We start from the raw sequence: 10,458 nt of genomic DNA, 5'->3' as shown, positions 1-10,458 counted from the left end.
CGCGGCACAACTTCCTCACGCTGCCCAGGATCCGCTCCGAATCCCCGGCGTTCGACCTGCACCACCCGGCCATCAGTGCCTTCGACAGCGCGGTCGGCCACGGCCGCAGGGACGTCGTGGAGCCCGGCATGGGCGTGGCCCCGCTGCGGGGCGAGGAGGAGACGTGAGGCAGCCGCGGCCCTCGATCACGCGGGAGGCGGCCGTGGCCGTCAACGAGATCGAGGGCTACCTGCTCTGCCAGGCGGAGCTGCGCACGGCCGGGGTGGAGGGGGAGGCGTTCGCCGACCGCATGCCGTGGCTGACCACCGCCCAGCGGGAGGAGGTCGTCCGCCTGTACGCGCAGCACCGCATGGAACTGTCCGAAAAGGTCCTGCGGGCCCTCGCCGGCCGCTGCCAGGAGCTCCGCGACGAGTACACCGCACGCTACGCCGACCTCCGCCGTCGCCTCCTCTGCATGAGCGTCGGCGCGCTCCTCACCTCCGTCTCGGTGTGTGTGGGCACCGTGCTCACCGTTCTCGTCACCCGGTGACCGACGGGCGGCCGCGGGCGGGTCCGCGGCCGTCGCCAGCGCCGCGTTCGCCCGCTCCTGCGGTCTCCTCACCCTCGACACGGCCACCGTCGTGCTTCTCCCGCCGGCCGGAGCCGTATCGGGGCGTCGGAACCGCCCGGCACGCCGCGGTCGCCGCGCCGGTGGGACCGGCCCGCTCGTTCAGAGGGCGATCAGGGTCGTCTCGGTGGCCTTGACGCTGGTCCAGACGGGAGTTCCGTCGCCGAGGCCGAGTTCGGCGGCGGCCTCCGGGGTGATCTCGGCGACGAGTTCCGGGACCTGCCCGGAGGTGATGAGGACGCGCAGCCGGCTCCCGGCGGCGGTGATCTCCCGCACGGTGCCGTGCCACACGTTGCGCGGGCTTCCGGTCGGCTTGTCGCGGTGCAGGGCGACGGCTTCGGGCGCGAAGATCGCGAGGGCGTCGGCGCCCTCGGGGAGCGGCTCGGCGACGGTCAGCGTGCCGCCACCGGCGAGCCGGACACCTTCGGCGGTCGTGGTGCCGGGCCAGGCGTTGCGTCCGAGCATGCGCGCCACCCAGGGCGAGCGCGGGTGCCGGGAGACCTCGGCGGGCGGCGCGTCCTGCAGGGCGCGTCCCTCGTGCAGGACGAGGACCCGGTCGGCGAGCGCGACCGCCTCCACGGGATCGTGCGTGACGATCAGGCAGACGCCGCCGAAGCCGTCGAGGTGGGTGCGCAGGGTGTGGCGTACCCGGGCACGAGTGGTCTGGTCGAGAGCGGCGAGCGGTTCGTCGAGCAGCAGCAGCCGGGGGCGCGCGGCCAGTGCGCGGGCGAGCGCGACGCGCTGGGCCTGGCCGCCGGAGAGCTGCGCGGGCCTGCGGTGGGCGAGGTGCCCGACCCCGAGGCGGTCCAGCCACTCCTGGGCGGCGCGCCGGGCCTCGGCCCGGGGCACGTGCTGGGCGCGCAGCCCGTACGCGGTGTTGGCCAGGGCGCTCATGCGCGGGAACAGCGCGCCGTCCTGGGGGACCCAGGCGACGCCCCGGCGGTGCGGGGGCATGGCGGTGACGTCGGTGTCCCCGAGCCGGAGCCCGGCGTGGGCGCGGGGCGTGAGGCCGAGGAGCGCCCGCAGGAGGGTGGTCTTGCCCGCGCCGTTGGGGCCCACGACGGCGATGGTGGTGCCCGGTGCGGCGTCCAGGACCAGCTCGTCGAAGCCCGTCACCTCGGCATGCAGGGACCAGCGCTCCCCGGGAGCGGCGGGCACCGCCGCGGCGGGTGCGGGGGCCGCGTCCGGGTCGGCTTCGTCCGTCCGGGGGCCGGGCCCGGGGGAGCGGGCGGGGGGCGCCCCGGTCCAGCGGCCGCGCAGGGCGACGAGGACCAGCATGGCGATGGCGAGCAGCAGCAGGGAGACCGAGGTCGCCGCCTCCGGCTGCTCCTGGAGCAGCAGGTACACCTGGAGCGGCAGGGTCTGGGTGGTGCCGGGCAGGTTGCCGGCGAAGGTGATGGTGGCACCGAACTCGCCCAGCGCCCGCGCCCAGGTGAGCGCGGCCCCCGCGATCAGCCCGGGCGCCACCATCGGCATCGTGACCGTCAGGAACACCCGGAGCGGCGAGGCCCCGAGGGAGGCGGCCGTCTCCTCGTAACGGGGACGCAGTCCGCCCAGCGCGCCTTCCAGGCTGATGACGAGGAACGGCATGGCGACGAACGTCGCGGCGAGGACGGCGCCGGAGGTGTGGAACGGCAGGGTGATGCCGAAGGTGCCCTCCAGCCACGGGCCGAGCAGCCCCCGGCGCCCGAACCCGAGCAGCAGCGCCACACCGCCGACCGTCGGCGGCAGCACCATCGGCAGCAGTACGAGGGAGCGCACGAACGCCTTGCCGGGGAAGCGCACCCGGGCCAGGAGCCACGCCAGCGGCACGCCCAGGGCCAGGGACAGGCCGAGCGCCCAGAACGACACCACGAGCGAGAGCCGCAGGGCCTCGACGGTCCCGGGAGTGGAGAGGTGGGCCGCGAGGTCGCTCCAGGACGTGCGGACCAGGACGCCGAGCAGCGGCAGCAGCAGGAACGCGACGGCCAGCAGCGCGGGAACGGCCAGCGCGACGGGGGTGCGGGGGCCCGGTTCGCGGCCGCGGATGAGCTTCATCAGGGATTCCTCGGGCGTGGAGCGGTGAAGGGAGGGATGGGCTGCCCGCCCCCGGAACGGCAGCCCATCACGGCCGGTCGCGGGTCACGGCTTCTGGAAGCCGGCGTCCCGCAGGATCTTCTGTGCCTCGGGCGAGGACAGCCAGGCCACGAAGGCGGCGGCGGCCTCGGCGTTCCGGGACTGCTTCAGCGTGGCGGCGGGGTACTGCGCGATGGCGTTCTGCGCGTCGGGGATGTCGACGGCGTCGACCTTGCCGGGCGCGCTGTCGGCGTCGGTCCGGTAGACGAGTCCCGCGTCGGCCTCGCCGAGCTCCACCTTGCTCAGCACGGCGCGGACGCTGGGCTCCTGGGAGACCGGCCGCACGGTGATCCTCCGGGCGTCGAGGATCTTCCTGCTGTACTTGCCGGCCGGTACCTCGGGTGCGGCGAGGACGACCTTCAGCTTGGGGTCGCCGAGGTCCTCCAGCGCGTCGACCTCGTGGGGATTGCCCTCGGCGGTGGCGATGACGAGACGGTTCCTGGCGATGACGGCCGGGGTACCGGTGTCCGCCTTCACGCTGTCCATGCTCCGGGTGTCGGCGGTCACCAGGGCGTCCGCGGGGGCTCCCTGCCTGACCTGGGCGACCAGCTCCTGCGACCCGGCGAAGGAGAAGGTGATCCTCGTGCCCGGGTGCGCCTTCTCGTACGCCGCGCCCGCGGCCTTGAAGACGTCGGTCAGGGACGCGGCCGCCAGCACGGTCAGCCGGGCCGGGGGCGCACCGGTCGCCTTCCCGGCCCCGCTCTCCTCCCGGGAGCCGTCGTCGCCGCAGGCGGCGAGCGGAACGAGGAGAGCGGCCGTCAGCGCCGCGGCGGCGCGGCGTCCGGCGAGGGTCAGGGCCATGAGGTGGTGCTCCTTGGGGGCGGGCCGGCCGTGTGCCGTCCGGGCGGAAGGGTGAGGAGCGGCGCCGGTGACGGGCGACGCCGCTCGGTCGTGCGAGGCCGGGTTCAGCCGCGGTCGATGTGCACGCTGGTCGACTTCACGCGGGCGGTGGCCCGCATGCCGACTTCGAGCCCCAGTTCCTCCACGGCCTCCCGGGTCAGGAGCGAGACGATCCGGTGCGGGCCCGCCTGGATCTCGACCTGGGCGGCCACGTCGCCGAGCTTGACGGCGGTGACGATGCCGGGGAAGGCGTTGCGGGCCGTGGTGTAGGGGGTCTCGTCCTCGCCGCCGCCCTGGGCGACCTCGATGGAGAAGGCGGCCAGGTCCCGGCCGTCGATGAGGCGGCGCCCCGTCTCGTCGCGATGGGTCGCGACCCGTCCGGCGTCCGCCCAGCGGCGCGCGGTGTCGGGGCTGACGCCGAGCAGGCGGGCCGCCTGTCCGATGGTGTAGGACTGCATACGCGCCACGCTAGAGGTCTGAGGCTGGCATCTGCAATCCTGTACGCGCTCTTCCGTCGCAGATGCCGAACCGCTGCCCATCACGTCGGAGAAAGCTCCTATGGACGGGGAGCACGCCCCTCCGGGGAGCGCCGCCCGCGGGGGCACGGCTGAACCGGCGGCCGGCCCCGGTTCAGCACTTCCGGCCGCTCATGGCCGCCGCCACCGTCAGCACGGTCCCGGCCAGGGGCGGCAGGAGCAGGGCGGCGAACAGCCATGCCGGCACCTCCGGGTCGGGCGTGGAGCGCCACAGCACTCCGCAGCCGAAGAGGAACGAGGCGCCGATGCACGCGTTGAGCACCAGCAGGGCGCGGGCGCTCCTGCGGGCCGAGGCGCGGCCGGCGGGCCGGTCGGCCGGTGAGGACGGCACTCGTCCGGGATGCGGTCCCGCTTCCCCGGGCAGCTCGTCGCGCGGCGCCCTCCGCAGCGTCATCTCCGCGCATGCGGTGATCAGCGCGGTCACCCCGGCGTACAGGAAGACCAGGACGAACGCGTTGCCGATCGACCGGCCCGTCCAGGCGTCCACGCCGTCGACGCCGATGTGGTCCGGTATCCGGTCGGGCAGGTGCGGGTACCGGATCGCGCCCCAGACGACCAGGGTGGCGAGCAATACGGCATTGGGGAGAAACCAGAACAGAAGAGGACGGCGAAACACCATGAGGAGATCGTCCGTCGTCGGGAGGGGATCGCCAAGGCGGAATGCGGTCGGGTCCGCACGCGCATGCCGCAATGCGGTCGGGTCCGCACGCGCATGCCGCAATGCGGTCGGGTCCGCACGCGCATGCCGCAATGCGGTCGGGTCCGCACGCGCATGCCCCGTGCCGCGAAAGGCGAACACCGTCGCGGCCCCGCCGCCCCCGGCCGCCGCTGCCGGCATTCGGCCGGGCAACGCCGGCGGGCGCAGCGCGCGCCCCGAACGCCACCTCTTGTCACCCGTTATTCGGCTCTATGCTCCGCTGGGAGGCGCTTTCCGGTATTTCTCCTGCGGTACAATCCTTTACCGAGCCATTACGCTCCCTTGAACGCGTGGACGCTCATTCCATGGCCGGGAACCGGATTTCATCCGTCGAAGTGAGGGGAGACGCGACAATGGCTCGCAGCAAACGCGACGTGAACCGTCCCGTCACCGGGACGGCCTGCCGCCCCCTCGCGCCCTCCGCCTCCCGCTCGGCGCGGGTCGACAACGCCGCTCGCGACGGCGTGCCGGATACCAGCGGCACCGGCCTCCGCAACTGACACCCGGCGTCCGAAGGCACCCCCGCCGCGCAGTGCGGCCGACCCACCGTGCCGGGGCGCGGCCACGGCCGGTCGTGGCGCGCGATGCAGAATCGCGCCGAAGGGGCACTCGTGCACGTGCCGACAGGCCGTACCCGAGCGACCGGCGAGAAACCCGCACGCCCGCACCCGCGTTCTCTCTGGAGCATGCCATGGAGCCCACGGCTCACACCCGTAAAACCATCCTCCCCGGGGTCGGCACCCGGTACGACCTGGAGACCGAAGCCGGCCGTCACCTCTCGGTGGTCGTCCACCAGGACGGGCGCCGCATCCTCGCCTTCCACGACCCCGAGGACGACGACAACTGCCGGGAGTCCGCCGCTCTCGAGCCGCACGAGTCGACGGCCCTCGGCAAGCTGCTGATCCCCGACCCGGTCGCCCATCTGCACCAGCACATGGAGATCGACCTGGTGACCGAGAACATCGAGGTCACCAAGCGCTCCCCGTACGCGGGACGCACCCTCGGCTCGACCCGGGCCCGCAGCCGCACCGGCGCCTCCATCGTCGCCGTGCTGCGCCGTACCGCGGCCGTCCCCTCACCCGCCCCCGACTTCCGCTTCGCGATCGGCGACACCCTCGTCGTCGTCGGTACCCGAGAAGGCGTCGACGCCGTCGCCGAACTGATCACCGGAGGATAGACGCCCGTGCACGACACGACCGCCATGCTCATCGAACTCGGGACCGTCATCCTGGGCCTGGGGGTCCTGGGACGCCTCGCCGGCCGGGTCGGCTTCTCGCCCATACCCCTCTACCTGCTCGCCGGCCTGGCCTTCGGCCACGGCGGCATCGTCCCCCTCCAGGCCAGCGAGGAGTTCATCGCCACCGGCGCCGAGATAGGCGTCATCCTGCTCCTCCTGCTCCTCGGCCTGGAGTACAGCGCCTCGGAGCTCGTCACCAACCTCAAGACCCAGTACCCCTCCGGCGCCGTCGACGTCGTCCTCAACGCCGCACCGGGCGCCGTCGCCGCCCTGATCCTCGGCTGGGGCCCGGTCGCGGCCGTCGCGCTCGCCGGTGTCACCTGGATCTCGTCCTCCGGCGTCATCGCCAAGGTGCTCGGCGACCTCGGCCGGCTCGGCAACCGCGAGACCCCCGTCATCCTCGGCATCCTCGTCATCGAGGACCTGGCCATGGCGGTCTACCTGCCGATCCTCACCGCCATGCTGGCCGGAGTGAGCCTGGCCGGCGGCAGCGTCACCCTGCTGATCTCCCTGGGCACCGTCGGTGCCGTGCTGTACGTCGCCCTCCGGCACGGCCGCCTCATCAGCAAGGCCGTCTCCTCCGACAACGCCGAGATGCTGCTCCTGGTCGTCCTCGGCCTGACCCTGCTGGTCGCCGGCATCGCCCAGAAACTCCAGGTCTCCGCCGCCGTCGGAGCGTTCCTCGTCGGCATCGCGCTGTCCGGAGAGGTCGCCGAGGGCGCCAGCAACCTCCTCACGCCGCTCCGGGACCTGTTCGCCGCCGTCTTCTTCGTCTTCTTCGGCCTGTCCACCGACCCCGCGGACATCCCGCCCGTGCTCGTGCCCGCGCTGCTCCTCGCCGTCGCCACCGCGCTGACGAAGATCGCCACCGGCTGGTACGCGGCCCGCCGCGCCGGGATCGGAACCCGCGGCCGCTGGCGCGCGGGAGGCACCCTCGTCGCGCGCGGTGAGTTCTCCATCGTCATCGCGGGCCTCGCGGTGGGCGTCGAGCCCCGCATCGGCCCGCTGGCGACCGCGTATGTGCTGATCCTCGTGATCATCGGCCCGCTCGCCGCCCGCTGGACCGAGCCCCTGGCCCGCCGCCTCACCCGCCGCCCCGCCGCCCCGGTGCCCGCCCCGGCCCCCGAGGCCGAGAAGGCCGACGCCGTCCGCACGGCCTGACGCGCACCGCTGCGCACCGCCGGGCCGGGCCCGTCCGCACCGGCGTGCTCCCGGGGCAACGGCGCCCGGCCGATACCACGGCCGGGAACACGGCCGGCGGACGGCAGCACGCCCGCGCGTGCCCCACCACCCCGATGAGGTCCGTCACAATGCCTTCCGGTACGGAGACCCACGCTGGTACAGGTGGCCGGGACCAGTGACATCCCGTGCGAAGGTGCTCCGCGCATGAACGACAGCCCCGGCCACGACTCCGTGGCCTTCTCGCTCGACCTCACCCTGGAGGAATCCCGCCGGCGCGCCGCGGTGGTGGCCGCCCTCGGTGACGACTGGGATCCCCCGGCCGTGCTCCGCTCGGAGGACGAGGCGCACCGCCTGCTGTACTCGGGCCTGGACGCCGAGCAGGAGCGGACGTACGCCATGCTCGTGGAGGCCGGCGTGCTGCCCGGAGGGGACGCGGGCGATGCGGCTTCCCATTGACCCGCAGGCGGACCGGGCCCGCCGCGCCTGGGTCCCGTGCCCGGGATGCGACGACGCCCGGGACTGCGTGACCTGCGCGGAACGGCGCAACTGCCCCGACCACTGGCGCTACCTCATAGCCAACGAGGGCGCACGGGTCCACCTCCAGTGCCCCGGCTGCACCCACACCTGGACCCTGGACACCCGCCCCGGCAGACGGGGCCCGACCGCCTGAACCCACGGACGCGGGTTCAGGCGGCACCGGTCAGCAGATCCGCGGGAGCTGCTCCCCGAGCGGCATGTCCACCACACGCGTCCCACCCAGGCCCGTCCGGGCCACGACCATCCCCGGGTGCTCGGCCACCGCCTCACCGATGACCACCGCCTCCGCGCCCAGGGGGTGCGCCCGCATCGCGGCGAGGACCGCGTCGGCGTGGTCCGGGGGCACGAACGCCACGAGCTTGCCCTCGTTGGCCACGTACATCGGGTCGAGACCGAGGACCGCGCAGGCGCTGGCCACCGGCGGCGGTACGGGGACGGCGCGCTCCTGGACGACGATCCCGGTCCCCGAGGCCGCCGCGATCTCGTTGAGCGAGGCGGCCAGACCTCCCCGGGTGGGGTCGCGCAGCACATGGACGTCCGGGGTGACGGCGAGCATCGTCTCGACCAGGCCGCCGAGCGCCGCGCAGTCGCTCTCGATCTCTGCCTCGAACCGCAGGTTCTCGCGCTTGCTCAGGATGGCCACGCCGTGGAGGCCGATGGCCCCGCTGACGATGACGACGTCACCGGGCACGACCCGCTCCGGACGCAGGTCGACCCCGGGAGGGATCAGACCGATGCCCGAGGTGTTGATGTAGACGCCGTCGCCGTGACCGGCCTCCACGACCTTGGTGTCGCCCGTCACCACCCGCACACCGGCGCTGCGGGCGGCGGCGCCCAGCGCCTCGGCCACCCGGCCCACGGTGGCGATCTCCACGCCCTCCTCCAGGATGACGCCGCACGACAGGTAGGCGGCCCGGGCCCCGCTCATCGCGAGGTCGTTGACCGTGCCGTTGACGGCGAGGTCACCGATGCTCCCGCCGGGGAAGAACAGGGGCCGCACGACGAACGAGTCGGTGGAGAAGGCGAGCCGTGCCCCGCCGAGCTCGACCGCGGCCGCGTCGGTCGGCGCAGCGGGCGAGGATCCGGCCAGGGCGGGAAGGAAGATCTGCTCCACGAGCTCGGCGGACATCGCGCCGCCCCCGCCGTGGCCCATCACCACCCGTGGCCGGTCCCGCAGCGGGGCGGGGCAGGTCCAGGACAGGACATCCGGCCCTGTGTACGTGTCAGACAACGGGGCTGCCCTCCAGAGCGTGGGCGGTGGTCGCGGGGGCCGTGACCGGCACCGCGCGGGCCGGCAGGTCGAGCCGCCGGTACAGGTAGTAGGCGGCGCACGCGCCCTCGCTGGAGACCATGGTGGCCCCGAGCGGGGTGCGCGGGGTGCACGTGGTGCCGAACGCCTCGCACTCGTGCGGCTTCAGCAGCCCCTGGAGCACCTCTCCGCTGCGGCACTCGGCCGGCTCCAGGGTCGTGATGTCACCCACCTGGAAGCGGTGCTCGGCGTCGTGGTCCCGGTAGCGCGCGGACAGCCGCCACCCACTGGCCGGGATGACGCCGATGCCGCGCCAGGCCCGGTCGGTCACCTCGAAGACGTCGTCCAGCATCGCCCGCGCGACGGGGTTGCCCTCCGGCCGGACGGCGCGCTCGTAGGCGTTCTCCACCGTGTGCTCGCCCCGCTCCAGCTGGCGCACCGTGCGTCGTACGCCTTCGAGGATGTCGAGCGGTTCGAAGCCGGTGACGACGATGGGCACCCCGAACCGTTCGGCGAGCCCGGGGTACTCCTCCGTCCCCATCACGCTGCACACGTGGCCGGCCGCGAGGAACCCCTGGACGCGGCAGTCCGGCGACCGCATGATCGCCTCGATCGCGGGCGGGACCCGGACGTGCGACACCAGCAGGCTGAAGTTGCCGATGCCGCGCTGGCGCGCCTGGTGGACCGCCATCGCGTTGGGCGGGGCGGTGGTCTCGAAGCCGATGCCGAAGAAGACGACCTCCCGGTCCGGGTTCTCCTCCGCGATCCGCAGCGCGTCCAGCGGCGAGTACACCACCCGGACGTCGCCGCCCTCCCCGCGTACCTGGAAGAGGTCACGGCCGGTGCCCGGCACCCGCAGCATGTCGCCGAAGGAGCAGAAGATGACCTCCGGACGCGACGCGATCTCCAGCGCCTTGTCGATCACCTCGAGCGGGGTCACGCACACCGGACAGCCGGGCCCGTGGATCAACTCCACCTCCTCGGGGAGGAGTTGGTCGATGCCGTGGCGGATGATGGTGTGCGTCTGGCCGCCGCACACCTCCATCAGCGCCCAGGGCCTGGTCACGGTGGCCCTGATCTCGTCGAGCAGCCGCGCCGCGAGCTCCGGGTTCTGGAATTCGTCGATGTACTTCACCGCAGCACCTCCCCGGCCGCGGCGGCGCCGTCCGGCCCGTGTCCGTTCATGCCCGCCTCCGCGGCGGCCTGCTCCCATGGGTCGCCGAACTCCTCCTGGAGCACGCCGAGTTGCTCGAACAGCTCCAGCGTCCGGCGCGCCGACTCCTCGTCCAGCCGCTGCAGGGCGAAGCCGACGTGGACGATCGCGTACTCACCGACCCGGAGGTCCGGCAGGTACTCCAGGCACACCTCCTTGACCACACCGCCGAAGTCGACGCTGGCCATGCGGGTGCCGTTGCGTTCCTCGACCTCCAGTACCTTCCCCGGTACCGCCAAACACAT

Annotated in this window: 13 protein-coding genes; 6 read left to right on the top strand and 7 right to left on the bottom strand. The window is 73.6% G+C overall.

The annotated features are described in order from the left end of the window. The first annotated feature begins 163 nt into the window (after nucleotides 1-163). On the top strand, nucleotides 164-529 hold the full coding sequence (locus tag IH00_RS0118665; RefSeq protein WP_039947181.1) for a hypothetical protein: 366 nt from the start codon (nucleotides 164-166) through the stop codon (nucleotides 527-529). Nucleotides 530-709: 180 nt separating this feature from the next. On the opposite strand, the gene IH00_RS0118660 is transcribed toward IH00_RS0118665, so the two are convergent. The 4 genes from IH00_RS0118660 to IH00_RS0118645 all read right to left on the bottom strand — a co-directional run bounded on the left by IH00_RS0118660 (nucleotide 710) and on the right by IH00_RS0118645 (nucleotide 4,717). Continuing rightward, nucleotides 710-2,644 (bottom strand): ABC transporter permease, encoded by a 1,935-nt coding sequence (locus IH00_RS0118660; protein ID WP_031075011.1) that lies wholly within the window; start codon nucleotides 2,642-2,644, stop codon nucleotides 710-712. A gap of 84 nt (nucleotides 2,645-2,728) precedes the next feature. Beyond that, a complete protein-coding gene (gene modA / locus IH00_RS0118655; RefSeq protein WP_031075009.1) occupies nucleotides 2,729-3,523 on the bottom strand; it encodes a molybdate ABC transporter substrate-binding protein in 795 nt (264 codons plus the stop codon). A gap of 104 nt (nucleotides 3,524-3,627) precedes the next feature. Then, nucleotides 3,628-4,020: a TOBE domain-containing protein gene (locus IH00_RS0118650; protein ID WP_031075006.1), complete on the bottom strand. Its 393-nt coding sequence runs from the start codon at nucleotides 4,018-4,020 to the stop codon at nucleotides 3,628-3,630. 172 nt (nucleotides 4,021-4,192) lie between these two features. Further along, nucleotides 4,193-4,717: a DUF1648 domain-containing protein gene (locus tag IH00_RS0118645; RefSeq protein WP_031075004.1), complete on the bottom strand. Its 525-nt coding sequence runs from the start codon at nucleotides 4,715-4,717 to the stop codon at nucleotides 4,193-4,195. A 431-nt stretch (nucleotides 4,718-5,148) separates the two neighbouring features. On the opposite strand from IH00_RS0118645, the gene IH00_RS42780 reads away from it, so the two are divergent. The 5 genes from IH00_RS42780 (at nucleotide 5,149) to IH00_RS40320 (ending at nucleotide 7,884) form a co-directional block, all read left to right on the top strand. Next, on the top strand, nucleotides 5,149-5,295 hold the full coding sequence (locus IH00_RS42780) for a hypothetical protein (RefSeq protein ID WP_158827856.1): 147 nt from the start codon (nucleotides 5,149-5,151) through the stop codon (nucleotides 5,293-5,295). Nucleotides 5,296-5,486: 191 nt separating this feature from the next. Beyond that, nucleotides 5,487-5,972, top strand: coding sequence for a cation:proton antiporter regulatory subunit (locus tag IH00_RS0118635; protein WP_031075003.1), 486 nt, complete (start codon nucleotides 5,487-5,489; stop codon nucleotides 5,970-5,972). Nucleotides 5,973-5,978: 6 nt separating this feature from the next. Continuing rightward, nucleotides 5,979-7,193 carry a cation:proton antiporter gene (locus IH00_RS0118630; RefSeq protein WP_031075001.1) on the top strand — a complete coding sequence of 405 codons (1,215 nt, stop codon included), beginning with the start codon at nucleotides 5,979-5,981 and terminating at the stop codon, nucleotides 7,191-7,193. A 225-nt stretch (nucleotides 7,194-7,418) separates the two neighbouring features. Continuing rightward, nucleotides 7,419-7,670, top strand: coding sequence for a DUF6400 family protein (locus IH00_RS0118625; RefSeq protein WP_031074999.1), 252 nt, complete (start codon nucleotides 7,419-7,421; stop codon nucleotides 7,668-7,670). Further along, nucleotides 7,654-7,884 carry a hypothetical protein gene (locus IH00_RS40320; protein WP_078887829.1) on the top strand — a complete coding sequence of 77 codons (231 nt, stop codon included), beginning with the start codon at nucleotides 7,654-7,656 and terminating at the stop codon, nucleotides 7,882-7,884. The genes IH00_RS0118625 and IH00_RS40320 overlap by 17 nt, the downstream gene beginning before the upstream one ends. A gap of 30 nt (nucleotides 7,885-7,914) precedes the next feature. On the opposite strand, the gene hypE is transcribed toward IH00_RS40320, so the two are convergent. The 3 genes from hypE to IH00_RS0118610 all read right to left on the bottom strand — a co-directional run bounded on the left by hypE (nucleotide 7,915) and on the right by IH00_RS0118610 (nucleotide 10,458). Continuing rightward, complete coding sequence (hypE, locus tag IH00_RS0118620) at nucleotides 7,915-8,904, bottom strand: hydrogenase expression/formation protein HypE (protein WP_107064492.1); 990 nt, start codon at nucleotides 8,902-8,904, stop codon at nucleotides 7,915-7,917. Nucleotides 8,905-8,974: 70 nt separating this feature from the next. Next, nucleotides 8,975-10,135 carry a hydrogenase formation protein HypD gene (hypD, locus tag IH00_RS0118615; protein ID WP_031074996.1) on the bottom strand — a complete coding sequence of 387 codons (1,161 nt, stop codon included), beginning with the start codon at nucleotides 10,133-10,135 and terminating at the stop codon, nucleotides 8,975-8,977. Beyond that, nucleotides 10,132-10,458, bottom strand: a complete 327-nt coding sequence (locus IH00_RS0118610; protein ID WP_031074994.1) for a HypC/HybG/HupF family hydrogenase formation chaperone — start codon at nucleotides 10,456-10,458, stop codon at nucleotides 10,132-10,134. Before IH00_RS0118610 ends, hypD begins: the two co-directional genes overlap by 4 nt.

Source organism: Streptomyces sp. NRRL S-118, assembly GCF_000716335.1.
Classification (GTDB): Bacteria; Actinomycetota; Actinomycetes; order Streptomycetales; family Streptomycetaceae; genus Streptomyces.
This window is presented reverse-complemented; position numbering and strand designations above follow the sequence as displayed.

Coding starts and splice junctions, on each gene's coding strand:
- modA (WP_031075009.1), bottom strand. CDS start 3,523: ATGGCCCTGACCCTCGCCGGACGCCGCGCCGCCGCGGCGCTGACGGCC.
- IH00_RS40320 (WP_078887829.1), top strand. CDS start 7,654: ATGCGGCTTCCCATTGACCCGCAGGCGGACCGGGCCCGCCGCGCCTGG.
- IH00_RS0118635 (WP_031075003.1), top strand. CDS start 5,487: ATGGAGCCCACGGCTCACACCCGTAAAACCATCCTCCCCGGGGTCGGC.
- IH00_RS0118660 (WP_031075011.1), bottom strand. CDS start 2,644: ATGAAGCTCATCCGCGGCCGCGAACCGGGCCCCCGCACCCCCGTCGCG.
- IH00_RS0118650 (WP_031075006.1), bottom strand. CDS start 4,020: ATGCAGTCCTACACCATCGGACAGGCGGCCCGCCTGCTCGGCGTCAGC.
- hypE (WP_107064492.1), bottom strand. CDS start 8,904: ATGGGCCACGGCGGGGGCGGCGCGATGTCCGCCGAGCTCGTGGAGCAG.
- IH00_RS0118645 (WP_031075004.1), bottom strand. CDS start 4,717: ATGGTGTTTCGCCGTCCTCTTCTGTTCTGGTTTCTCCCCAATGCCGTA.
- IH00_RS0118610 (WP_031074994.1), bottom strand. CDS start 10,458: ATGTGTTTGGCGGTACCGGGGAAGGTACTGGAGGTCGAGGAACGCAAC.
- IH00_RS0118625 (WP_031074999.1), top strand. CDS start 7,419: ATGAACGACAGCCCCGGCCACGACTCCGTGGCCTTCTCGCTCGACCTC.
- IH00_RS42780 (WP_158827856.1), top strand. CDS start 5,149: ATGGCTCGCAGCAAACGCGACGTGAACCGTCCCGTCACCGGGACGGCC.